Source organism: Rhodanobacter sp. B04 (genome assembly GCF_002001125.1).
Classification (GTDB): domain Bacteria; phylum Pseudomonadota; class Gammaproteobacteria; order Xanthomonadales; family Rhodanobacteraceae; genus Rhodanobacter.
Window position 1 is genome coordinate 118,270 of the sequence record NZ_MUNV01000008.1, and the last position, 20,803, is coordinate 139,072.

Sequence of the window (20,803 nt, forward strand, 5' to 3'; positions counted from 1 at the left end):
TGACATGGCATGGGTCATTTCGTTGCGATTGCGTGCGCAGCTGTACGCGCTGATGCGCACGTTCTTTGCCGAACGCCATGTGCTTGAAGTCGAAACCCCGGTGCTCTCCGCCGCAGGCAACACCGACCCCAACATCCAGAGTTTCAGCACCCATTTCAGCGGTCACGCCGATGCCGGTGCGCGGGAGCGCTGGCTGCGCACGTCGCCGGAGTTTCCGCTGAAGCGGCTGCTCGCTGCAGGTGTCGGCGACTGCTACGAGCTCGGTCGCGTGTTCCGCAACGGCGAAGCGGGCGGGCGGCACAATCCCGAGTTCAGCATGCTGGAATGGTATCGGGTGGGCTGGGATCACCGCCGTCTGATGGGCGAGGCCATCGAACTGGTCGAGGCGGCGCTGGCGATGGTCGGGCGGCGCGGCGAAGTGCTGATCGAGAGCTACCGGCAGTTGTTCCTGGACGAGCTGGGCATCGACCCGCTGCATGCGCCGATCGACGAGCTGCGCGCGCCGCTGGCCGAATACAACATCGGCCCGGATGGCCTGGGTCGCGACGACTGGCTCGACCTGCTGATCACGCACAGGCTGCAGCCCGCGTTCCCGCGCGACCGCATCACGGTGATCCACGATTACCCGGCCACCCAGTGCGCGCTGGCCAGGATCCGCCCCGGCGAGCCCCCGCTGGCCGAACGCTTCGAGCTTTACCTGGGACGCTACGAGCTGGCCAACGGCTACCACGAACTGAACGATGCGGCCGAGCAGCGCGCGCGATTCGAACGCGACAACGAGGTGCGCCACAGCCGGGGCCTGCGCGAGATTCCGATCGACGAGCGTCTGCTCGGCGCACTCGGTGCGATGCCCGATTGCGCCGGTGTGGCGCTTGGCGTGGAACGCCTGCTGATGTGCCTGGGCGGCACCGATGCGATCGCCGACGTGCTGGCGTTTCCCTTCAACCGGGCATGAGTGGCGCATGAGCAAACCGCTGCTGGGCGCCATCCACCATGTAGCGCTGATCTGTTCGGACTATCCGCGTTCGCGTGCGTTCTACAGCGAGACGCTGGGATTGCCGATCGTGCACGAAGTCTATCGCGAGGCGCGCGATTCCTGGAAATGCGATCTGCTGGTCAGTCCCGGCGTGCAGCTGGAGCTGTTTTCCTTTCCCGGGCCACCGCCACGGCCATCGCGACCGGAGGCGCAGGGCCTGCGTCACCTGGCTTTTGCCGTGTCCGACGTGGACGCGACGGTCGGCGTCCTGGGCGGGCGTGGGGTGAATTGCGAGCCGGTGCGGGTCGACGAATACACCGGTCGGCGCTTCACCTTTTTCGCCGATCCCGATGGCCTGCCGATCGAGCTTTACGAGGCAGGTTGAGCGGCCCAGAACCCCACCCGTTGCCGGGCGGGGCGGCTCGCATCAGGCGTCGCGGCTTTCCAGCAAAAAGCGGTAGATCAGACCGCCGACGATGCCGCCGAGCAGCGGCACCAGCCAGAAGAACCACAGCTGTTCGACGGCCCAACCGCCCTGGAACAACGCCACGCCGGTCGAGCGGGCCGGGTTCACCGAGGTGTTGGTGACCGGGATGCTGATCAGGTGGATCAGGGTCAGGGTGAGGCCGATCGCGATGCCGGCGAAGCCGGCCGGGGCGCGCTTGTCGGTGGCGCCGTGGATCACGATCAGGAAGAACGCGGTCATCACCAGTTCGCACACCATGGCCGCGCACATCGAATAGCCGCCCGGCGAATGCGCGCCGTAGCCGTTCGAGGCGAAGCCGCTGGCACTGGCGTCGAAGCCGGCCTTGCCGCTGGCGATCACGTACAGCACGGCCGCTGCGGCAATGGCGGCGATCACCTGCGCGACGACGTACGGAACCACGTCTTTCGCCGGGAAGCGGCCGCCGGCGCAGAGCCCCACGGTCACCGCCGGATTGAAATGGCCGCCGGAGATAGGCCCGACCGCGTACACCATGGTCAGCACGGTGAGGCCGAAGGCGAATGCGACGCCCGCGAAACCGATGCCCAGTCCGGGAAAGCCTGCAGCCAGTACCGCGCTGCCACAGCCGCCGATCACCAGCCAGAACGTGCCGAAGAATTCGGCAGCCAAACGCTTGCTCATGCTCATCAGGAAACTCCTTGTCGGTTGAATGCAGGCGCGCGTGCGCACCACGAGCGCTATTCGTCACAACATGCGAAGACGTTTTCCCCAGAACCCCAAGTCCACAAGCGTACGGACTGCAGCAACGCATGTTGCGTGGACGCGCGCTGCCGCCCGCGGACTTCATTCACCCGCGATCCATGCCGGTCGCGCGCAGCATAAGCGATGCGGAGGGCGGGCACGAGCGATGCCTTGCCCCCTTCCAATCACGTGGCGATACGTTATGTTGCGCAAACCTTTACCTGAGCGTCCCGTGGAACCACCGATGCCTGATGCCGCGATTTCGCCTCTTTCGAATGCCTCGGCATCCTCGCGCGCACTCGGTCGACGCGATCTGCGCACATTGGGCCTGTCGGCCCTCGGTGGCGCGCTGGAGTTCTACGATTTCGTGGTGTTCGTGTTCTTCGCGATCCCGCTGAGCCACCTGTTCTTTCCGAAGGACACGGCCTCCTGGCTGGCCCAGTTGCAGGTGTATGGCATCTTCGCGGCCGGCTACCTGGCGCGACCGCTCGGCGGCATCGTGATGGCGCATTACGGCGACAAGCTGGGGCGCAAGAAGATGTTCACGCTCAGCGTGTTCCTGATGGCGGTGCCGACGTTGGGCATCGGCCTGCTGCCCGTATATGTGCAGATCGGCATGCTGGCGCCGCTGCTGTTGCTGCTGTTGCGCGTGGTGCAGGGCATCGCCGTGGGCGGTGAAGTGCCGGGTGCCTGGGTGTTCGTGGCCGAGCATGTGCCGGCGCAACGGATCGGGTTTGCCTGTGCCAGCCTTACCTCGGGACTTACCGTCGGCATCCTGATCGGCTCGCTGGTGGCGGCGACGATCAATCACCGGATGACGCCGGCCGAAGTGCTCGACTGGGGCTGGCGGCTGCCGTTCCTGGTCGGTGGCGTGTTCGGTTTCTTTGCGGTATGGCTGCGCCGGTGGCTCAGCGAGACGCCGGTGTTCGAGGCGATGCATGCGCGCCGCGAACTGGCGTTGGGACTGCCATTGCGGCAGGTGTTTGAACGGCATCTGCCCAGCGTGCTGCTGTCGATGCTGGTGACCTGGATGCTCACCGCCGCGATCGTGGTGATGATCCTGATGACCCCGTCGCTGGTGCAGTCGGTGTTCCATGTCGAGCCCGAGCGCGCCTTTCTCGGCAACAACGTGGCCTCGTTCGCGCTGGCGCTGGGCTGCCTGTGTTATGGCTGGCTGGCCGATCGCATCGGTTACCCGCGCGCACTGCTGCTCGGGGCAGCCGGCTTGCTGGTTTCTAGCTATGCGCTGTACCTGGATTTGCAGGTCGGTGGCGCACATTTCGTCGCGCTGTATGCGCTGGCCGGTTTCAGCGTCGGCGTGGTCGGCGTGGTGCCGGCACTGATGGTGGTGGCGTTTCCGCCGGCAGTGCGTTTCTCTGGCCTGTCGTTTTCCTACAACATCGCCTATGCGCTGTTCGGCGGTCTCACGCCGCCGCTGATCGGGTTGCTGGTGCAGCGGTTCGGCGTGCTGGCACCGGCGCACTATGTGGCGTTTACCGCCGTGATCGGGATCGCCGTTGCGGCCTGGTCGATGGCCACGCGCCGAGCCGGGCATGACGTGGCGCGGGCCGGCGGTTAGAACTCCAGTTCCTGTGCCGCGCACAGATAGTCGATCAGTGGCGATATGCGCTTGAACGTTGCCACGGTCCACGGCAGCAGTTCACCCGAGCAGGCGAGCGCCTCGTCGAAGTTCTCGCCCACCGCGAAATCCTTGCGCTTCAGATCCTCGATCAGCTCGTGCTCCGGATCGAAGCCGCGTGGCGGCCGGCTCAGCGACTCGCCCCAGAACGTGAAGTGCTCGCGGAACGGCTTGCTCCGGGTGGCGCGTTTCCATGCGGCAGGGTTGTCGGCGATGAACGCGCGGATGCGCTTCAGCGCATCGGGTTCCGGGTGCCACATGCCGCCGCCGGCGAAACAGTCGCCGGGCTGGATGTGCATGTAGAACGACGGCGCCGGGATCTCGTGGCGGCGTTCGTGGAAAAAGCGCGAACCCTGCCACGGCTTGTACGGCAGCTTGTTGTTGGAAAAGCGCGTGTCGCGAAAGATGCGGAACAGCGAGCCGCCGTTCTTGCGCGCATCGGCGCGGTAGTGCGGGCTGATCTTCGCCAGCGGTGCCTGCAGGTCGGTGATCAGCTGCAGGAACGGTTCGCGCACGTGGCGCTCGTAATCGTCCTTGTGCGCGGCAAACCAGTCGCGGCTGTTGTTCTTGTCGAGGGCGCGCAGGAAGCGGAAGGTGGCGGGGGTGAAATAGGTTTGCGGCATGGTTGTCGTTGACTCAAGGTGATTGGACCAAACCAGTGTCGATACCGGCGGCGAGCTGTTCGCCCCAGGCCTGCAGCTGATCGAGCAGGGGCAGCTTGTCTTGCGCCGGCGGATCTTCGCGCAATTCGGCGATGCGGGTGAAGTAGTCTTCCAGGGTCAGGCCGGTCAACGCCGTGTGGCGCGTCAAGCGCGCCTGCCGGAAACGTTCCCAGCGCGAATGCTCGCCGGCATCCAGGGTATCCGGCCAGTTGCGTGCACGGTAGCGAAACAGCAGCTCCGGATAACGCGGGTCGCGGAATGGAAAGGCGCGCCTGCCCAGCTCCGCCGGCGGCGTGGCACGTACCTGGGCCAGCAGCTTCTTGTCGGCGTCGGGCAGGAAGCCGCCACCGTACAGCGCCAGCTCGGGGTCCTCCGGCGGCGGCAGTTCGGCGGCGCGCTGGAACACGCGGCGCAGCTTTTCGGTCAGCCCCTCCACCGCGCGCAGGGTATCGCGATGCGCGATGCAACGGTCGAGGTCCAGTTGCAGACGATTCAAGTCGGTACCTTGCAGTACGGACAACGGCGCCAGCGCCGGTGCGTGATTGGCGCGCACGGTACGCAGCGGGATGCGCCCGACGCCTTCCGGCAGGTCGGCGCGCGCGGTGAAGATGCGGTCGGCGATCTCGTCCTCGTCCAGCGCCAGCCATTCGGCCGGGTCGCTGGCCAGGTCGTACACGATCACTTCGCCGGCACGACTCGGATGTGGCGCCAGCGGCGCGATCACCGCCAGGCAATGCCGGCTGGCCGGATAGCGCGAGGACACATGCACCACCGGTGTCATGTTCACCACGTCGAGCAGCTCGAACACCTTCTGCTTGCGGCGCAGGCCGTAATACCAGTCCCACAGCCGTGGCTGGCGCACGCGGATCAGCCGGGCCAGACCGATCAGCGCGTATACGTCGGAGAGTGCATCGTGCGCGCGCTCCTGTTTCAGCTGGTTGGCGCTGGCCAGGTGCTCCAGCTTGAAGCTGGGCGTGCCGTCGTCTCGCGCCGGCCAGACGATGCCTTCCGGGCGCAGTGCCTGGCACAGGCGCACCAGGTCGATCAGGTCCCAGCGCGAGTTGCCGTTTTCCCACTCGCGGCCGTACGGCTCGTAGAAGTTGCGGTACAGCATCTGCCGGGTGAACTCGTCGTCGAAACGCAGCGAGTTGTAGCCGACGCCGCAGGTGCCCGGTTCGGCCAGTTGCTCGTGCACGCGTGCGGCGAATTCGGCCTCGCTGACGCCTTCGCGTTCGGCCTGTTGCGGGGTGATGCCGGTGATCAGGCAGGCATCCGGGTGCGGCGGCATCTCGCGTGGTGGCTTGCCGTAGAACATCACCGGCGCACCGATGATTTCCAGCTCCGGCGTGGTACGGATGCCGGCGAACTGCAGTGGACGGTCACGGCGCGGGTCGGCGCCGGAGGTCTCGTAGTCGTGCCAGAAGAAGGTCTGCATGGGGCCGATGATCGCATGCTCCAAAGTCGAAGCGGCAAGACTGATAAACTCGCTGGCACAAGGAGAGCTCATGAGCCAAGCCCACGAAGACAACCTGATCTGGATCGATCTGGAAATGACCGGCCTCGATACCGACAACGACTCGATTCTGGAGATCGCCACGGTCGTCACCGACAAGCATCTCAACGTGCTGGCCGAAGGACCGGTCTTCGCGATCCGTCATGAAATCGACCGGCTGGAGTCGATGGACAGCTGGAACTGCAACCAGCACCACAAGTCCGGCCTGTGGCGACAGGTGCTGATCTCGGAGACCGATCACGCGATGGCCGAGCAGGCCACGGTCGATTTCCTGCGCGCATGGGTGCCGCCGGGGAAGTCGCCGATGTGCGGCAACTCGATCTGCCAGGACCGGCGCTTCATGCACCGGCAGATGCCGCGGCTGGAGCGTTATTTCCATTACCGCAACCTGGATGTCTCCACGCTCAAGGAGCTGGCCCGGCGCTGGGCGCCGAACATCGCCAAGAGTTTCGGCAAGGAATCGGCGCATACGGCGTTGTCGGATATCCGCGATTCGATTGCCGAGTTGCGTCACTACCGCAGCTACATGGGCGAGTTGGGCGGTCAGGTCGAGGTCTGACATTGACCTGTTGCCAATCGGCATGATGCCGGATCAGTTTGGGAGTTGAACATGTCGATCGATCTGTTTGCGCCGGTGCTGGACTGTGCCGGGCGTCCGTTGCGGCTCGATCGGCCGCGCGTGGTCGGCATCCTCAATCTCACCCCGGATTCGTTCTCCGACGGCGGTGCGCACGCCAGCGTGGATGCGGCGGTGGCGCACGGCCTGTGCATGGTGGAAGAGGGCGCCGACATGCTGGACGTCGGCGGCGAATCCACCCGGCCTGGCGCGGCGGATGTCTCGGTCGAGGAAGAGTTGCGGCGTGTGCTGCCGGTGATCGAACAGCTGATCGCGCGCACCACGTTGCCGATTGCGATCGACACCTCCAAGCCGGAGGTGATGCGTGCCGCGGTGGCTGCCGGTGCCGGCATGATCAACGACGTGTATGCGTTGCGCCGCGACGGCGCGCTGGATGCCGTCGCCGAGCTGGGCGTGCCGGTATGCCTGATGCACATGCAGGGCGAGCCACGCAGCATGCAGGCCGATCCGCACTACGACGACGTGGTCGGCGAGGTGCACCGCTTCCTCACCGACCGGCTGTTCGCCTGCGAACTGGCCGGCATCGACCGGCGCAAGGTGATGCTCGATCCCGGTTTCGGTTTCGGCAAGACACTGGAGCACAATCTGGCCCTGCTGTGTGCGCTGGAGCGCTTCGCCAGCCTGGGCAGTGGCGTGTATGCCGGGCTGTCGCGCAAATCGATGATCGGCACGCTGACCGGTCGCGCCGAGCCTGCGGATCGTGCCGCCGGCTCGGCGGCGGCCGCGTTGATTGCGGTTCAGCGAGGGGCCCGCATGGTGCGTGTGCACGATGTGGCCGCCACGGTGGATGCGCTGGCAGTCTGGCAGGCGGTTCATGCGGTCGATGCAGCGCCGCGACGTGACGAGAAAACCGCCGCGCCGCGCTGGCCCGACGACGACTGAGCGCCGTGGCAGATGAATGTTTGAGGAGGGCGGCGCAGTACCATGCTTCGCCGCAGGGACAGGGAAACCCATTGGGATCGCAGCACACGATGAATCAACGCAAATATTTCGGCACGGACGGCATTCGCGGCATGGTCGGGCAGTGGCCGATCAGCGCGGACTTCATGTTGCGGCTGGGCCGTGCCGTAGGCAGCGTGCTTGCACGAGACGGCAAGGATCGGCCCAAGGTGCTGATCGGCAAGGACACCCGTGTTTCCGGCTACATGTTCGAATCGGCACTGGAGGCTGGGCTCGTCGCGGCCGGCGCCGACGTGGGGCTGCTCGGGCCGATGCCGACGCCGGCGGTGGCCTTCCTGACCCGCTCGATGCGCGCCAGCGCAGGCATCGTCATCAGTGCCTCGCACAATCCGCATCATGACAACGGCATCAAGTTCTTCTCCGCCAATGGCGAGAAGCTGTCCGATGCGGTCGAGCTGGCGATCGAGCGGGAAGTCGATGCCGATTTCGTCACGGTGCCGTCCGAGCGGCTGGGCAAGGCGACCCGGATCAGCGATGCGGTGGCGCGCTACGCCGAATTCTGCAAGGCGACGGTGGCTGAGGATTTCAGCCTGCGCGGTTTGAAGCTGGTGCTGGACTGCGCCCATGGCGCGACCTATCAGGTGGCGCCGAAGGTGTTTGCCGAACTCGGCGCCGAGGTGGTCACGATCGGCGACAAGCCGGATGGCTTCAACATCAACCGCGAAGTCGGCTCCACCCATCCGCAGGCCCTGCAGCAAGCCGTGCTGGCGCATGGCGCGGACCTGGGTATCGCGTTCGACGGTGACGGTGACCGGCTGGTGCTGGTCGATCGGCATGGCGTGCTGGCCGACGGTGACGACATTCTGTACGTGCTGGCGCACAGCTGGCATGCCCGCGGCCTGCTCGAGGGGCCGGTAGTGGGCACCTTGATGAGCAATTACGGCCTGCAGCTGGCTCTGGCACAGCTCGAGGTGTCGCTGATCCGCGCCAACGTCGGCGATCGCTACGTGATGCAGCAGTTGAGGCAGCACGGCGGCGTACTGGGTGGCGAGACATCCGGCCACATCCTGTGCCTGGATCGTGCCACCACCGGCGACGGCATCGTCGCTGCGCTGGCGGTGCTGGAGGCGCTGTCGCTGTCCGGCCAGGACCTGGCCACGGCCCGGCAGGGGTTGAGGAAGTTGCCCCAGGTGATGCTCAACGTGCGTGCCGCCGGTGCCCGCGAGGCGCTGGCCAGCCGTGAGGTGCAGCAGGCACTGGCCGAAGTGGAGCAGGTCCTGCGCGGTCGCGGCCGGGTGGTGCTGCGTGCCTCCGGTACCGAGCCGCTGGTGCGTGTCACCATCGAGGCAGCCGATGCGGCGGAAGTGCGGCAGTTGGCGGAAAAGCTTGCGGAGATTGTAAAATCCGTAGCCGAACGCTCGTGAACCTGTAGTTGTACTGGGTCGCCATGGACAGGCCCGACGTGCACCGCCCCTGCGGTGGCGGATGAATCGACCGCACGCCCAACCTAGTGGACTACAACCATCATGAAGAATGTTCCCACCCTCGATATCCGCCGTTACGACACCGACCGCGACGCCTTCGTCGCCGAGCTGGGTGCGGCCTATCGCGAATTCGGCTTCTGCTGCATCAGCGGGCACGGCATTCCACGCGAGCTGATCGACGGCTCGTACGATGCCTTCCAGCGCTTCTTCGCGCTGCCGACCGACACCAAGATGAAGTACCACATCGCCGGCAGCGGCGGTGCGCGCGGCTATACGCCGTTCAAGGTGGAAACCGCCAAGGACAGCCAGTACGCGGACCTGAAGGAGTTCTGGCATATCGGCCGCGAGATTCCGCGCGACTCGAAGTTCGCCGATGTGATGCCGCCGAACATCTGGCCGGCCGAAGTGGCGGATTTCAAGCAGTACGGCTATGGCCTGTTCGAGGCGCTGGACCAGCTCGGCACGCGCGTCTTGCGTGCGCTGGCGCTGCACATCGATCAGCCGGAAAACTTTTTCGAGGACAAGACCGACGTCGGCAACTCGATCCTGCGTCCGATCCACTACCCGCCGATCACCCAGGACAACATCCCCAACGTGCGCGCCGGCGCGCATGAGGACATCAACTTCATCACCTTGCTGGTCGGCGCCAGCGCCGAGGGGCTGGAGGTGCTGAGCGACGGCGAATGGCTGCCGATCACCACCGAGGGCGATGCGATCGTGGTGAACATCGGCGACATGCTGCAGCGGTTGAGCAACCACGTGTATCCGTCCACCTCGCACCGGGTGGTCAATCCGCAGAACGACAACGCGCGCAAGCCGCGCTATTCGGTGCCGTTCTTCCTGCATCCGAATCCGGACGTCGTGCTGGATCCGCTCGACTCCTGCATCACCCCGGACAATCCGCGCCGCTACGACACGTCGATCAACTCGCATGAGTATCTGATGCAGCGGCTGCGCGAGATCAAGCTGATCTGAACGCGGGGCACTGCCGGATCGACCGCCCTAGGCATCGGCATTCCGGTAGCGCTTCGATTCGCGTGCGGACAGCCACATCGCCAGCCGATCCGGCATCAGTTGCACGACCGTCTTGATCGCCCGGTTGACGCGCCCAGGGATATATACGGCCTGGCCGCGTTCGACCGCCGCGATGCCCTGGCGCACGACTTCTTCGGCACTGAGCCACATGAAGCCTGGCATCCGGTTCATCTTGTCGCGGGTGCCGGTGACGTCGTGGAATTCCGACCAGGTGAAACCCGGGCACAGCGCACAGACGTTCACGCCAGCTTCGCGGCTTTCCAGCGACAGCGATTGCGAGAACTTGATCAGGTAGGCCTTGGACGCGGCGTACAAGGTATGCCCGGCCGGCCCGGGCACATGCCCGGCCAGCGAGGCCACGTTGATGATGCGGCCATGGCCGCGCTCGCGCATGCCGGGCAGCAGTCGCCATGCCAGTTCGGTAGGGGCCGTCAACAGCACTTGCAGGAAGTCCGCATGGGTTTTCCAGTCGTTCGCCAGGAACGAGCCGGGCACGCCATAGCCTGCGTTGTTGATCAGCCAGTCCACCTGCAGTCCACGCTGTCGCAACGCATCGCACAAGGCTTGCGGTGCAGCCGGGTCGGCAAGATCGTTCGGCAGCACGGTCACGGCGATGCCATGCTTTTCGTGCAGTTCGGCGGCGAGTGTTTCCAGCCTGTCGATTCGCCGCGCGGTGAGTACCAGGTCGTGGCCGAGCGCGGCCAGGTGCCGGGCGAATGCGGCACCGATGCCGGCAGAGGCGCCGGTGATCAGACTGAGGGGGCGGCTGGGCGACATGGGCATTCCTGGATGGCGGACGGCCATTCTTGACCGTGCGCATGCGCGGGCGCCAGCCGTCGCGCATGTTTGCCGATGCGGCGACCCCTCGGTAAGCTTGCGGTTTGATCGCAGCGGAAGCAGACCATGCGCAGGAAACTTGTCGCGGGCAACTGGAAAATGCACGGCAGCCGTTCGATGGCCACCGGCCTGGTAAACGAGATTGTCGCGGCCAAGCCGGCGTCCGTCGACGTGGTCGTGTTTCCGCCGTTTCCCTATCTCGCCGAGTTGGCCTGGCAGCATGCCGACTCCGGGTTGGGCGTGGGCGCGCAGGACGTCAGCGAGCACGAGGGGCAGGGGGCCTATACCGGTGAGGTTTCCGCCGCGATGCTGGCGGATGTCGGTGCGCAGTGGGCGCTGGTCGGCCATTCCGAGCGCCGCCAGTATCACGGCGAGAGCGATGAACTGGTAGCACGCAAGTTCGCGGCGGCGCGGGCGGGCGGCCTCACTCCGATCCTGTGTGTCGGCGAAACACTGGAGCAACGCGAAGCCGGTCAGACCGAAGCCGTCATCGCACGCCAACTGCAGGCCGTGCTCGCTCTCAACGGCATTGCCAGCTTCGACACGGCGGTGATCGCTTATGAGCCGGTCTGGGCCATCGGCACCGGTCGCACCGCCACACCGGAGATGGCGCAGCAAGTTCATGCCTTCATTCGTAGCCAACTGGAAAAGGAAGATGTTATGATTGCCCGTCTGACCCGACTGCTTTACGGCGGCAGTGTCAAGGCGGCCAATGCCGCGGAATTGTTCGCGCAGGCGGACGTGGACGGTGGACTGATCGGTGGGGCCTCGCTGGCCGCGTCCGACTTCCTTGGAATCTGCGCCGCGGCGCATCAGGCGCTACAGGCTCAATAAATAATCATGTTCGTCATCTTCAGCGTGTTTTACATCCTGATCGCTGCGGCGATGATCGTGCTGATTCTGTTGCAGAACGGCGCGGGCGCCGATGCAGGCTCCGGCTTCGGCAGCGGCGCGTCGGCGACGGTGTTCGGTGCGCGTGGCTCGGCCACGTTCCTGACCCGTGCCACCAGCGTGCTGGCCTCGCTGTTTTTCCTGCTCAGCCTCAGCATGGGCATCTATCTCCACGTCAACGGTGCACCGCATAGCGGCAAGACCGATGATCTGGGCGTGATGGCCGGCCTTGCCAGCAAACCGGCGGCACAGCAGGCGGCTCCGGCTGCACCGGCGGGGACGGAGGTGCCGGCGGCGGCTCCTGCCGCTACCGGCAATGCCGTACCGGCTGCACAACCTGCAACAACTCCCGCCCCGACCAAGGGCGAGGTGCCGGCAGCCACACCGCCGGCCCAGAAGCACTGAGCAACACACCTGCCCAGGTGGCGGAACTGGTAGACGCACTACCTTGAGGTGGTAGCGACGTAAGTCGTAGGGGTTCGAGTCCCCTCTTGGGCACCAATAAGGATTTCAGTGACCCTCACTGGGATCATGCAGAAGCAGAAAAACCGCCATCGGGCGGTTTTTTTGTATCTGGCGAATGCTCAGGGCGAACAAGCGTGCCAATGACAGGCGTGTCCCCGGCAGGCACGGCATCCGCATTTACAGGCATGTGCACCGTGATTCCCGCACATGGCTTGTAGGTGCCAACTGACATATCGGCTGTTTTTGGCATGGCACATTGCGTTCCCATGAACGATGAAGCCGGCTGGTCCGGCCGTCGTACCGCGTCTGGTTTTTCATGGAGCAGGGGCAGAGCCATGCTGACTATTTCACTCAAACCTTCGGGAACCGGCGGGTGGAAGATCTGTCGCTGCCATATCGCATTGTTCAGCGATCTGCAGCTGGGTGCGGCGATCAAGCTGGCAAGGGAGCTCGCACGTGACGAATATCGGCGCGCAGGTCGTTCCGTCTGCGTCGAGATGCCTGGCCCGACCTTGGCGATCGTGCTGGCCCGCTATTCGGGCAGCGATGAAATGAGCGTCGACAGCTCGCTTGCGGCCTGACTGCTGCGCAGAAAAACAGCCTGATGTCGCAGTACCATGTATGAAGTCCGGATATGAAGCGCTGCCGGCTCGCAGGATGGTCATGGGTGCAGCAGCCGGTTTTGCCGTCGAGCATTTTGCAGCCTGAGTTCGCACGGCCCAATCAAGGAGGGGAGTGAAGTGATCAATGTTGTCCTGGTGGACGATCACGAGCTGGTTCGTACCGGCTTCCGGATGATCCTGCAGCAACAGGCGGATATCTGCGTCTGCGGTGAAGCGGGGAGTGCCGAAGAAGGTCTGCGGCTGATACGCACGCTGAGCCCCGATATCGCGTTGGTCGACGTGCACATGCCCGGCATGAGTGGCATCGAACTCACCGAGCGCGTGTGCCGGTCGAAGATGTCCACCCATATCGTCATTGTCACGGTGGTGGACGATGCGCGTTTTCCCAAGCGGCTGCTGGATGCCGGTGCGCTCGGCTACCTGACCAAGGGCTGCAGTGCCGAGGAGCTGGTGTCTGCCGTGCGCCAGGTGGCCAATGGCCGGCGCTACCTCGCGCCGGCGGTGGCCCAGCAGCTGGCGCTGGCTACGCTGGATGGCAGCGCGTCACCGTTCGACGTGCTGTCCAGCCGCGAGCTCGAAGTGGCGATGATGCTGGTGCGTGGCAAGCCGTTGACCGTCATTGGCGAGCAGCTCAACCTGAGTCCGAAAACCGTGTCGACGTACAAGCAGCGCCTGATGGAAAAGCTGCAGGTGGACCATGTGCTGAGTCTTGCGCACCTGATGACGGTGCACGGCCTGATCGATACCCCGAATCATCAGGTGGGTGTCTGACCCGTTATCCCGGATAGAGTGCCCCATCGTTGGCGCTGCCAATTCACGGCAACAAAAAACCGGACACGCAGTCCGGTTTTTTGTTGCTCGATCCTCGCCACGGATGGCTCAACCGTGCGAGTCATCCTTGTGCGCTTCATCAGCCGCGGCGGCCATCGGCTTGACTGCCTCATCGCGTGGTGCAGCCGGCGTAGCCGGGTGGGCGGGCTGAGCGAGCAGGTCGCCCTGCTTGGGCTGCGGTACGGCAGCGGTCGTTGGGGAGGGTACGTCAGCCGCAGTGGTCACGGCAGCTGCCGGCGTGTTGACCGTCGCTGGCTGGCTGATCGGGCTGGTTGCTGGAACGGCGATGGCTGCAGGCCGGACCTGGACAGCCGGTGCGACAACAACCGGGGTTGTTGGAGCGCTCACAACAGCTGCAGCTTGTGCTTCGGATGCGACAGGCGCAGCAGCAGGTACGACGACGGATGCGGGTACCGGCGCGCTCTCGCTGATCCGGTTGTTGGCTGCATCGGTGGTATGAGTGACGGCAGTGACGGTCGAGGGCTGTGGCGGCCGGTTGACCTGCGGCACGGGTGCAGCAGGAGCGGCGGGCGATGCTGCGTTGGCACGCTCGTCTGCTACGGCGACATTGGCTACCGGTCTGACCTGGTCAGGAATGGGCGGCAGGGTGGGCAGGTTGAACGCCGCAACGGCAGGTGTGGCGACCGCAACGGTCGCTGCAGGTGAGACGAGCGGCTTCTGTGGCTGACTGTTCGTCATCGTATCCGTTGCCGCAGCCTTTTCGGTCGGTGCCTCGGTTATCGGTGCCGCAGACGTCTGCGCGTCCGGTTTGCGTGATTCAGGCAGTGCACCGACCGGTGCCGCCGCTTGAACAGGCATGGCGCTATTCGTGACGCTGGGACCGGCGATGGCAGCCGTTGTGCCTGCGGCCACGACAGCATCCGCTGATGGTGGCTGGCTGCGGGTGCGTGGCTGGTCGGCCTCGGCGGGGCTGATGGCCTCATCACGGTCTTCGTCGTCGAGCGCTTCCACGGCATCGAGATTCGTGCCGTTCGGCGCAGCTTCGTCATGACGACGGCGACGGCGACCGCCACGACGGCCGCGACGGCGCCGCGACTGGCTTCCATCAGTGTCTGCCGGCGTATCGGCAGAGTCCGGTGCCGTCGATTCCGGCAGCGGTGCGAGCAGCAGTTCGGCTTCCTTGGCGGCATCGCTTGGCGATACGGCTGCCGGGCGCTCGTTGCCGGCCGGACGTGGCGGACGCTCGGTCTTGGGCTGCTGCGGCGGATTGGGCTTGCGCTCAGTGCGTGCGGGGTTGTTCCCGTTTACGGCCGGCTTGGGCTGGCGTTCCGCCTTGGCTGCCGGAGCTTGCGTCTGCTGCTGCGGCTGGCGCGGCTGCTCGTTATTGCGTTGACGCGCGTTCTTCGGCTGCTGTGTCGGGTTTGATTTCGACGCAGGCTGCTGCGCGGATTCGCGCCGGGGCGATCGCTGCGTCGAGGTGTTCTGGGTATTGTTGCGACCCATGCGTTCGTCGCGGCGCTCGCGTGAATTGTCGTTGCCATCGGCACGCCGGGGCGCCGGCGTGGGCGCAGCCGGTTCGGCGCTGCGGAACCAGCCCAACAGTCGCGAGATGACGCCGCCGGACGGGGCCGGTTGGGCTGCTGCCTGGGCAACCGCCGTCGGCTGGCGGCGGGCAACTGGCTGGGCTGCAGCGACGGGTGCGGCAACTTCCTCGCGCAACGGCGCCGGGCTGGACGGCACGATGCCGCTGACCGCCGGCTGTTCGCTGCTGCCCAGGGCCTGGCCCATCTTGGGCAGTTCGGCCGTTTCCACCGTGGTCAACCGCTCGTAGCTCGGTTTGCTGTGCTCGCCCATGTCGGCTTCGCGGATGCGCTGGATTTCGATATGTGGCGTTTCCAGCTTCTCGTCGGCGACGATCATCACGTGCACCTTGTGGCGCAGTTCGATCTCCACCACGCTGGCGCGCTTTTCGTTGAGCAGGAAGTTGGCCACGCTGGTCGGGGCCTGCACCAGCACCTGGCCGGTATTGTCCTTCATCGCGTGTTCTTCGATGAGGCGCAGGGTCGACAGCGACAGCGATTCCACGCCGCGGATGTGGCCATGACCCTCGCAGCGCGGGCAGACGATCTGGGTCGCTTCGCCGAGGCTCGGGCGCAGGCGCTGACGCGACATCTCGAGCAGGCCAAAGCGCGAGATGCGGCCGATCTGCACGCGGGCACGATCGAGCTTCAGCGCTTCCTTCAGGCGATCTTCCACTTCGCGCTGGTGCTTGGGGCTGTCCATGTCGATGAAATCGATCACGATCAGGCCGCCGGCGTCACGGATGCGCGCCTGGCGGGCGATTTCCACCGCGGCCTCGCAATTCGTGTTGAACGCGGTCTCCTCGATGTCGCTGCCCTTGGTGGCCTTGGAGGAGTTGATGTCGATCGCGGTCAGCGCTTCGGTCTGGTCGATCACGATCGAGCCGCCGGAGGGCAGGCGAACCTGGCGGTCGAACGCGCTCTCGATCTGCGTCTCGATCTGGTAACGCGTGAACAGCGGAGTGTCGTCCTTGTACAGCTTGAGTTTGCGCAGCGCGTTTGGCATCACCTGCTGCATGAAGTCGCGGGCGTCGTTGTACAGCGACTCCTCGTCGATCAGGATCTCGCCGATGTCGCTGCGCAGGTAGTCGCGCAGGGCGCGGATGAACAGCTTCGATTCCTGGTAAATCAGGAAGGGCGCCTTTTGCTTGTTGGCCGCCTCGGAGATCGATTTCCACAGCTGCAGCAGGTAATCGAGATCCCACTGCAGCTCCTCGGCGTCGCGGCCAAGGCCGGCGGTGCGCACGATCAGACCGACATCGTCGGGTACGGTAACGTGCTCCAGCGCTTCCTTCAGCGCCTGCCGATCCTCGCCCTCGATCCGGCGCGAAACGCCGCCGGCCTTAGGGTTGTTCGGCATCAGCACCATGTAGCGGCCGGCAAGGCTGATGAAGGTGGTCAGGGCGGCGCCCTTGTTGCCGCGCTCTTCCTTCTCGACCTGAACGACGACTTCCTGGCCTTCCTTGATAAGCTCCCGGATGTTCGCCTTGTGCGGATCCAGGCCTGCCGTGAAGTACTCACGGGAAATTTCTTTCAGCGGCAGGAAACCGTGGCGTTCGGCGCCGTATTCGACGAAGCAGGCTTCGAGCGAAGCCTCGACACGGGTGATGCGACCTTTGTAAATATTGGACTTTTTCTGTTCCCGCGAAGGGATTTCGATGTCCAGGTCGTACAGGTTCTGGCCATCGACAATGGCCACGCGCAACTCTTCACGCTGAGTCGCGTTGATCAACATACGTTTCATGCTAGTTATCCTCGGCTTGCCGCGCGTCGCGTGCCACGGTGGCGCCACAATGGCGGCCTGCCGGGGATCGCGCCGCTGCGGTAAAGCGGCAAAAAAACGGCACCGTTACCGGTGTCGGGATGATTCGGTCAGCTGCGCCTGCCGCCCCGATACCTCAATGGCATCGGACAAACGGCAGCCCGAACCGTTACGATGAAAGGGAGCCGCGACCGGCCGCCAAGGCAACCGGCGCAATCCTCGCCGACGTTACGGGCGGGCACTCGACCCGATCCAGACATCGATGGGCAGAATGTAGCGCCCACCGAGTATCCTATTTCAGCAGGTTTTTTTCAATGCAGACGGTAACTTCCCCCGACGCACCTCACGGTGTACGTCAAGTCGAGATTGGCCCCGAGCGAGACGGGCAGCGCATCGACAACGCGCTGGTGACCATGCTCAAAGGTGTACCGAAGAGCATGATTTACCGGCTGTTGCGCACCGGTCAGGTGCGCGTGAACGGCAAGCGGGCAAAGCCGGACACCCGTCTCACAGCTGGTGATATGCTGCGAATTCCGCCCGTACGAGTGGCCGAACGGCCCGAAGGCAACGCACCGGCCACGGGCCTGGTCGCCTCGGTGGCTGACGCCATCATTTTCGAAGACAAGCACTTCCTGGTCATCGACAAGCCGGCCGGGGTGGCCAGTCATGGCGGTAGCGGGGTCAGCCATGGCGCGATCGAGCTGCTGCGGGCCGCAAGGCCACAGGAGCACATGGAACTGGTGCACCGGCTGGATCGCGATACCAGCGGCGTGCTGGTCTTCGCCAAGACGCGGGCCGGGTTGACCGGCCTGCAGGCGGCGATTCGTGCCGGCGAAGTCACCAAACAATATCTGTGCCTGATGCTCGGTCACCCGTCCAAGGCCAAGTTCGATGTCAACGCGCCGCTGCTGAAATCCGTACTGCAGGGCGGCGAGCGCATGGTGCGGGTGGCAGACAACGGCAAGCCGTCGCTGACGTTTTTCCGCGAAATGGAGCAGTACCCCGGTGCCCGCCTGATGCAGGCCACCCTGGGTACCGGACGGACCCACCAGATCCGCGTGCATGCCGCGCACATCGGCCATCCATTGGCTGGTGATCCGAAGTACGGCGACAAGGAGATGAACAAGCGTTTCCGCGAGATGGGCCTGAACCGGATGTTCCTGCACGCCGCGCACATGAGCTTCGAGCTGGACGGGCGCGCCTACAGCTTTTCCGCACCGCTGCCGGATGACCTGAAAGATTTTCTCGATGCGCTCTCAGTCAAGGGCAAGCGACTGGTCTACACACGGGACAAGTCGCGCACGGACTTCTGATCAGCGCGCCAGCAGCGCTTCGACCCGCGCGGCGCAGATGAAGTCGTTCAGCGACAGGCCGCCTACGTCGTGGGTCGACCACAGCAGCTGGCAATGGCCGTAGCCGGCTTCGATATCCGGGTGATGATCCTCGTGGTTGGCCATGAAGCCGACCGCGTTGATGAAGCCCAGCGTATGGCGGAAGTCGGCGAACCTGAAATCCTTGACGATGGCGTGGCCATCGGCGTGCAGCTGCCAGCCCGGCACCTGTTGGAGAAAGTCATTGATCTGCGCGGCATCGAGCGCATGTTCCTTGCCCTTGCGCGGTTGGCAGTGCAGGGTAGCCAGGTCGTTGGCGTTCATGTGGATCTCCATGAGTGCTGAAAGTCTAAAGGATGCGCAGGGTCGAAGTTGCGCGCGCAAAAGTCAAAGCGCGCACCAGACTTGAAACAGGACTAAAATGGTGCTGTTTCGCTGGCGAGGTTTGCCAGCACCCGTTTGGCGTCCTTGGAGCAGGCATGATCGATATTTCCGAACGCGCGCAGCAGCACTTCCTGCGGCTTCTTTCACAACAGGGCATCGATGATCTGGGCATCCGGTTGCGGGTAACGGCTGCCGGTACCGCGGCGGCCAACTGCGAGCTGGAGTTCTGTGAGGCGGCCGATCTCGCTGGCGGCGAGTGGACGATCGAGTGCGCCGGCTTTCTTTTCCATATTGATGGCGACAGCGCCAGCTGGCTGGACCATGCCACGATCGATTACGAGCCGAATGCCACTGGCGGTCAACTCAATATCCGCGCGCCGCGGATCAAGGGCGACGTACCTGGCGTTGAAGCCGGCCTGATCGAACGTGTGCGCTATGTCCTGGAATCGGAGGTCAATCCCCGGTTGGCCTCGCACGGCGGCCGGGTCACCTTGCTGGAGATCGACGCCGACGGTGCGGTGCTGCTGCAGTTCGGCGGTGGCTGCCACGGTTGTGGCATGGTCGACGTGACGCTGAAGCAGGGCGTGGAAAAGACCTTGCGCGAGCGAGTGCCCGAAATCACTGCGGTACGTGATGCGACCGATCATGCCTCCGGGCAGAAGCCGTATTACAACAAGGCTGAAGGCAAGTCCGCGATCGCCTGAGCCGGCCTTGCGAATCAACCAAAAGCAAAGGCCCGCTGCAGCGGGCCTTTGCTTTTATGTCATCAGATCAAGTGGACTTATTTGTCGCCGCTGATGTGACCCTGCAGCGTGTCGAGTTTGGTCGGCAGGCCGGAGAAGTACGCGGCGACGTCCTCGATGTCCTGGTCGGACAGGGTGGCCACCATGCCCTTCATGATCGGGTTGTCACGCTGGCCGTCCTTGTACTCATGCAGTACATGCTGCAGGTAGGTGTTGTACTGGCCAGCCAGGCGCGGGTACTGTGGATCGACGGCATTGCCATCGACACCGTGGCAGGCGAAGCAGGTGGCAGCCTTCTGCTTGCCGTTTTCGGCATTGCCGCTGGCCATCAAATGGGTGGAAGCGAGCACCAGCATGGCGCCGAATGACATCAGGGAAAGCGCACGTTTCATGCGGAGGGTCCTTGGCAACTACTTGGCGAGGCTGGAAAGGTAGGCGGCAATGTTCTGAATGTCCGTATCGGACAGACTCTGCGCCTGTGCATCCATGGTCGGATGCGTGCGGCCGCCACTCTGGTAACCATGCAGCGCATTGATGATGTATTGCTCGTTCTGCCCGGCAATCTTTGGCACCGGATACTGCGGGTAGGCGTTGGTGTAACCGGGCACACCGTGGCAACCAGCGCACGTATAGATCAGTTTGCGCCCGGCGGCCTTGTCGCCTTCGGCGTGTGCGCTGGCAGTGGCGAAGAAGGCTGTGGCCACGGCCAGGCCCAGCAATTGCAGTCGAGTCATCGAGATCATTCCCACGAGTGCGACGGGTACAGGGTGATATAAGTCGGCAAGTATAGACGTTGCATTCACGCGTGAACAACATTCAGCTTTGCCGTGGCCAATGTTCGTGCAGCGCTTACTCACCACCGTTGTGTGCGTGCTCCTTCGCCCGCGGTGATGGCCGCCCCTAGCGAATGCCATTGATGCCGTGACCACAAGCCCCATATACTTGTCGGGTCATATCGTTTTCCCCGGGGGTGTCCTGGCTTCGACGGGGGTAGTGAGATGACTTGGTGCATGCCGAGGGGGCAGCTTTCCTCGTTAATCCAGCAGCAAACTCATAGTTGCCAACGACGACAACTACGCTCTCGCCGCTTAAGGCGTAAGCCCCGAACCCACTTGTGCTCGTGCTCGTCGGTGTAGGGTCATTATCACGGGATCGCCGAAGACTGCCGCCTGGCGGTACTAGGTCAGATCAATCAGGCTGGTTTCGCGGTGCGCTTTGCCCACCGTGCTTGTCGCGGAACGAGATCGAACGGTGAGCTAAGCATGTAGATCCGGGCATTTAACGCCTTCGGACGCGGGTTCGACTCCCGCCACCTCCACCAGTCCTATCGACAGGTTAGCAGTAAACCGCTGATCTGTCGAGC

The 20,803-nt window shown here is 64.4% G+C and carries 22 protein-coding genes, 1 tRNA gene and 1 other RNA gene; 15 read left to right on the forward strand and 9 right to left on the reverse strand.

Annotated features, from left to right (window positions below; translation table 11 throughout):
* Positions 1-4: 4 nt before the first annotated feature.
* Together epmA and B0E46_RS07145 are read left to right on the forward strand one after the other, a co-directional pair.
* Entirely contained in the window at positions 5-955 is a 951-nt protein-coding gene (gene epmA / locus B0E46_RS07140; RefSeq protein WP_139350456.1) for an EF-P lysine aminoacylase EpmA, read from the forward strand.
* Positions 956-962: 7 nt separating this feature from the next.
* The gene (locus B0E46_RS07145) at positions 963-1,361 is read left to right on the forward strand and encodes a VOC family protein (RefSeq protein WP_077555093.1); all 399 of its coding nucleotides are present in this window, start codon (positions 963-965) and stop codon (positions 1,359-1,361) included.
* A 42-nt stretch (positions 1,362-1,403) separates the two neighbouring features.
* Here the strand turns inward: B0E46_RS07145 and aqpZ are convergent, their stop codons facing one another.
* Positions 1,404-2,108: an aquaporin Z gene (gene aqpZ / locus B0E46_RS07150; RefSeq protein ID WP_217316331.1), complete on the reverse strand. Its 705-nt coding sequence runs from the start codon at positions 2,106-2,108 to the stop codon at positions 1,404-1,406.
* A 298-nt stretch (positions 2,109-2,406) separates the two neighbouring features.
* Between aqpZ and B0E46_RS07155 the strand changes: the two genes are divergently transcribed.
* Positions 2,407-3,741 (forward strand): MFS transporter, encoded by a 1,335-nt coding sequence (locus B0E46_RS07155; protein ID WP_077555094.1) that lies wholly within the window; start codon positions 2,407-2,409, stop codon positions 3,739-3,741.
* Here the strand turns inward: B0E46_RS07155 and B0E46_RS07160 are convergent.
* Together B0E46_RS07160 and sbcB are read right to left on the reverse strand one after the other, a co-directional pair.
* On the reverse strand, positions 3,738-4,424 hold the full coding sequence (locus B0E46_RS07160; RefSeq protein ID WP_077555095.1) for a DUF2461 domain-containing protein: 687 nt from the start codon (positions 4,422-4,424) through the stop codon (positions 3,738-3,740). The genes B0E46_RS07155 and B0E46_RS07160 overlap by 4 nt on opposite strands.
* A gap of 13 nt (positions 4,425-4,437) precedes the next feature.
* A complete protein-coding gene (sbcB, locus tag B0E46_RS07165; RefSeq protein WP_077555220.1) occupies positions 4,438-5,898 on the reverse strand; it encodes an exodeoxyribonuclease I in 1,461 nt (486 codons plus the stop codon).
* Positions 5,899-5,968: 70 nt separating this feature from the next.
* On the opposite strand from sbcB, the gene orn reads away from it, so the two are divergent.
* The 4 genes from orn to B0E46_RS07185 all read left to right on the forward strand — a co-directional run bounded on the left by orn (position 5,969) and on the right by B0E46_RS07185 (position 9,972).
* Entirely contained in the window at positions 5,969-6,535 is a 567-nt protein-coding gene (gene orn / locus B0E46_RS07170; RefSeq protein WP_077555096.1) for an oligoribonuclease, read from the forward strand.
* A 51-nt stretch (positions 6,536-6,586) separates the two neighbouring features.
* Positions 6,587-7,495 (forward strand): dihydropteroate synthase, encoded by a 909-nt coding sequence (gene folP / locus B0E46_RS07175; RefSeq protein ID WP_174567066.1) that lies wholly within the window; start codon positions 6,587-6,589, stop codon positions 7,493-7,495.
* Positions 7,496-7,584: 89 nt separating this feature from the next.
* The gene (gene glmM, locus B0E46_RS07180) at positions 7,585-8,937 is read left to right on the forward strand and encodes a phosphoglucosamine mutase (protein WP_077555221.1); all 1,353 of its coding nucleotides are present in this window, start codon (positions 7,585-7,587) and stop codon (positions 8,935-8,937) included.
* A gap of 102 nt (positions 8,938-9,039) precedes the next feature.
* The gene (locus tag B0E46_RS07185) at positions 9,040-9,972 is read left to right on the forward strand and encodes a 2-oxoglutarate and iron-dependent oxygenase domain-containing protein (protein WP_077555098.1); all 933 of its coding nucleotides are present in this window, start codon (positions 9,040-9,042) and stop codon (positions 9,970-9,972) included.
* 27 nt (positions 9,973-9,999) lie between these two features.
* Here B0E46_RS07185 and B0E46_RS07190 read toward each other — a convergent pair whose 3' ends face one another.
* Positions 10,000-10,809, reverse strand: a complete 810-nt coding sequence (locus tag B0E46_RS07190) for an SDR family oxidoreductase (RefSeq protein ID WP_077555099.1) — start codon at positions 10,807-10,809, stop codon at positions 10,000-10,002.
* 126 nt (positions 10,810-10,935) lie between these two features.
* On the opposite strand from B0E46_RS07190, the gene tpiA reads away from it, so the two are divergent.
* The 3 genes from tpiA to B0E46_RS07205 all read left to right on the forward strand — a co-directional run bounded on the left by tpiA (position 10,936) and on the right by B0E46_RS07205 (position 12,261).
* Positions 10,936-11,703: a triose-phosphate isomerase gene (gene tpiA, locus B0E46_RS07195; protein ID WP_077555100.1), complete on the forward strand. Its 768-nt coding sequence runs from the start codon at positions 10,936-10,938 to the stop codon at positions 11,701-11,703.
* 6 nt (positions 11,704-11,709) lie between these two features.
* The gene (secG, locus tag B0E46_RS07200) at positions 11,710-12,165 is read left to right on the forward strand and encodes a preprotein translocase subunit SecG (protein ID WP_077555101.1); all 456 of its coding nucleotides are present in this window, start codon (positions 11,710-11,712) and stop codon (positions 12,163-12,165) included.
* 11 nt (positions 12,166-12,176) lie between these two features.
* Positions 12,177-12,261, forward strand: a tRNA-Leu gene (locus B0E46_RS07205).
* Positions 12,262-12,289: 28 nt separating this feature from the next.
* On the opposite strand, the gene B0E46_RS17265 is transcribed toward B0E46_RS07205, so the two are convergent.
* Complete coding sequence (locus tag B0E46_RS17265; RefSeq protein ID WP_139350457.1) at positions 12,290-12,475, reverse strand: hypothetical protein; 186 nt, start codon at positions 12,473-12,475, stop codon at positions 12,290-12,292.
* A gap of 16 nt (positions 12,476-12,491) precedes the next feature.
* On the opposite strand from B0E46_RS17265, the gene B0E46_RS07210 reads away from it, so the two are divergent.
* Both B0E46_RS07210 and B0E46_RS07215 read left to right on the forward strand, forming a co-directional pair.
* A complete protein-coding gene (locus B0E46_RS07210) occupies positions 12,492-12,806 on the forward strand; it encodes a hypothetical protein (RefSeq protein WP_254425079.1) in 315 nt (104 codons plus the stop codon).
* Positions 12,807-12,965: 159 nt separating this feature from the next.
* Positions 12,966-13,619 carry a response regulator gene (locus tag B0E46_RS07215; protein WP_077555103.1) on the forward strand — a complete coding sequence of 218 codons (654 nt, stop codon included), beginning with the start codon at positions 12,966-12,968 and terminating at the stop codon, positions 13,617-13,619.
* Positions 13,620-13,727: 108 nt separating this feature from the next.
* On the opposite strand, the gene B0E46_RS07220 is transcribed toward B0E46_RS07215, so the two are convergent.
* Positions 13,728-16,964 carry an Rne/Rng family ribonuclease gene (locus tag B0E46_RS07220; protein ID WP_077555104.1) on the reverse strand — a complete coding sequence of 1,079 codons (3,237 nt, stop codon included), beginning with the start codon at positions 16,962-16,964 and terminating at the stop codon, positions 13,728-13,730.
* A 332-nt stretch (positions 16,965-17,296) separates the two neighbouring features.
* Here B0E46_RS07220 and B0E46_RS07225 point away from each other — a divergent pair, with 332 nt between their 5' ends.
* Entirely contained in the window at positions 17,297-18,295 is a 999-nt protein-coding gene (locus tag B0E46_RS07225) for an RluA family pseudouridine synthase (protein WP_077555105.1), read from the forward strand.
* Here B0E46_RS07225 and B0E46_RS07230 read toward each other — a convergent pair whose 3' ends face one another.
* A complete protein-coding gene (locus B0E46_RS07230) occupies positions 18,296-18,637 on the reverse strand; it encodes a 4a-hydroxytetrahydrobiopterin dehydratase (RefSeq protein ID WP_077555222.1) in 342 nt (113 codons plus the stop codon). It lies immediately after the preceding gene.
* A 155-nt stretch (positions 18,638-18,792) separates the two neighbouring features.
* Between B0E46_RS07230 and B0E46_RS07235 the strand changes: the two genes are divergently transcribed.
* A complete protein-coding gene (locus tag B0E46_RS07235) occupies positions 18,793-19,401 on the forward strand; it encodes an NfuA family Fe-S biogenesis protein (RefSeq protein ID WP_077555106.1) in 609 nt (202 codons plus the stop codon).
* A 77-nt stretch (positions 19,402-19,478) separates the two neighbouring features.
* Here B0E46_RS07235 and B0E46_RS07240 read toward each other — a convergent pair whose 3' ends face one another.
* Both B0E46_RS07240 and B0E46_RS07245 read right to left on the reverse strand, forming a co-directional pair.
* Positions 19,479-19,832 carry a cytochrome c gene (locus B0E46_RS07240; RefSeq protein ID WP_077555107.1) on the reverse strand — a complete coding sequence of 118 codons (354 nt, stop codon included), beginning with the start codon at positions 19,830-19,832 and terminating at the stop codon, positions 19,479-19,481.
* Positions 19,833-19,850: 18 nt separating this feature from the next.
* On the reverse strand, positions 19,851-20,174 hold the full coding sequence (locus B0E46_RS07245) for a cytochrome c (RefSeq protein WP_077555223.1): 324 nt from the start codon (positions 20,172-20,174) through the stop codon (positions 19,851-19,853).
* 232 nt (positions 20,175-20,406) lie between these two features.
* Here B0E46_RS07245 and ssrA point away from each other — a divergent pair.
* Positions 20,407-20,761, forward strand: a transfer-messenger RNA (tmRNA) gene (ssrA, locus tag B0E46_RS07250).
* Positions 20,762-20,803: the final 42 nt, after the last annotated feature.

Coding starts and splice junctions, on each gene's coding strand:
- epmA (WP_139350456.1), top strand. CDS start 5: ATGGCATGGGTCATTTCGTTGCGATTGCGTGCGCAGCTGTACGCGCTG.
- B0E46_RS07145 (WP_077555093.1), top strand. CDS start 963: ATGAGCAAACCGCTGCTGGGCGCCATCCACCATGTAGCGCTGATCTGT.
- aqpZ (WP_217316331.1), bottom strand. CDS start 2,108: ATGAGCATGAGCAAGCGTTTGGCTGCCGAATTCTTCGGCACGTTCTGG.
- B0E46_RS07155 (WP_077555094.1), top strand. CDS start 2,407: ATGCCTGATGCCGCGATTTCGCCTCTTTCGAATGCCTCGGCATCCTCG.
- B0E46_RS07160 (WP_077555095.1), bottom strand. CDS start 4,424: ATGCCGCAAACCTATTTCACCCCCGCCACCTTCCGCTTCCTGCGCGCC.
- sbcB (WP_077555220.1), bottom strand. CDS start 5,898: ATGCAGACCTTCTTCTGGCACGACTACGAGACCTCCGGCGCCGACCCG.
- orn (WP_077555096.1), top strand. CDS start 5,969: ATGAGCCAAGCCCACGAAGACAACCTGATCTGGATCGATCTGGAAATG.
- folP (WP_174567066.1), top strand. CDS start 6,587: ATGTCGATCGATCTGTTTGCGCCGGTGCTGGACTGTGCCGGGCGTCCG.
- glmM (WP_077555221.1), top strand. CDS start 7,585: ATGAATCAACGCAAATATTTCGGCACGGACGGCATTCGCGGCATGGTC.
- B0E46_RS07185 (WP_077555098.1), top strand. CDS start 9,040: ATGAAGAATGTTCCCACCCTCGATATCCGCCGTTACGACACCGACCGC.
- B0E46_RS07190 (WP_077555099.1), bottom strand. CDS start 10,809: ATGTCGCCCAGCCGCCCCCTCAGTCTGATCACCGGCGCCTCTGCCGGC.
- tpiA (WP_077555100.1), top strand. CDS start 10,936: ATGCGCAGGAAACTTGTCGCGGGCAACTGGAAAATGCACGGCAGCCGT.
- secG (WP_077555101.1), top strand. CDS start 11,710: ATGTTCGTCATCTTCAGCGTGTTTTACATCCTGATCGCTGCGGCGATG.
- B0E46_RS17265 (WP_139350457.1), bottom strand. CDS start 12,475: ATGCCAAAAACAGCCGATATGTCAGTTGGCACCTACAAGCCATGTGCG.
- B0E46_RS07210 (WP_254425079.1), top strand. CDS start 12,492: ATGAACGATGAAGCCGGCTGGTCCGGCCGTCGTACCGCGTCTGGTTTT.
- B0E46_RS07220 (WP_077555104.1), bottom strand. CDS start 16,964: ATGAAACGTATGTTGATCAACGCGACTCAGCGTGAAGAGTTGCGCGTG.
- B0E46_RS07225 (WP_077555105.1), top strand. CDS start 17,297: ATGCAGACGGTAACTTCCCCCGACGCACCTCACGGTGTACGTCAAGTC.
- B0E46_RS07230 (WP_077555222.1), bottom strand. CDS start 18,637: ATGAACGCCAACGACCTGGCTACCCTGCACTGCCAACCGCGCAAGGGC.
- B0E46_RS07235 (WP_077555106.1), top strand. CDS start 18,793: ATGATCGATATTTCCGAACGCGCGCAGCAGCACTTCCTGCGGCTTCTT.
- B0E46_RS07240 (WP_077555107.1), bottom strand. CDS start 19,832: ATGAAACGTGCGCTTTCCCTGATGTCATTCGGCGCCATGCTGGTGCTC.
- B0E46_RS07245 (WP_077555223.1), bottom strand. CDS start 20,174: ATGACTCGACTGCAATTGCTGGGCCTGGCCGTGGCCACAGCCTTCTTC.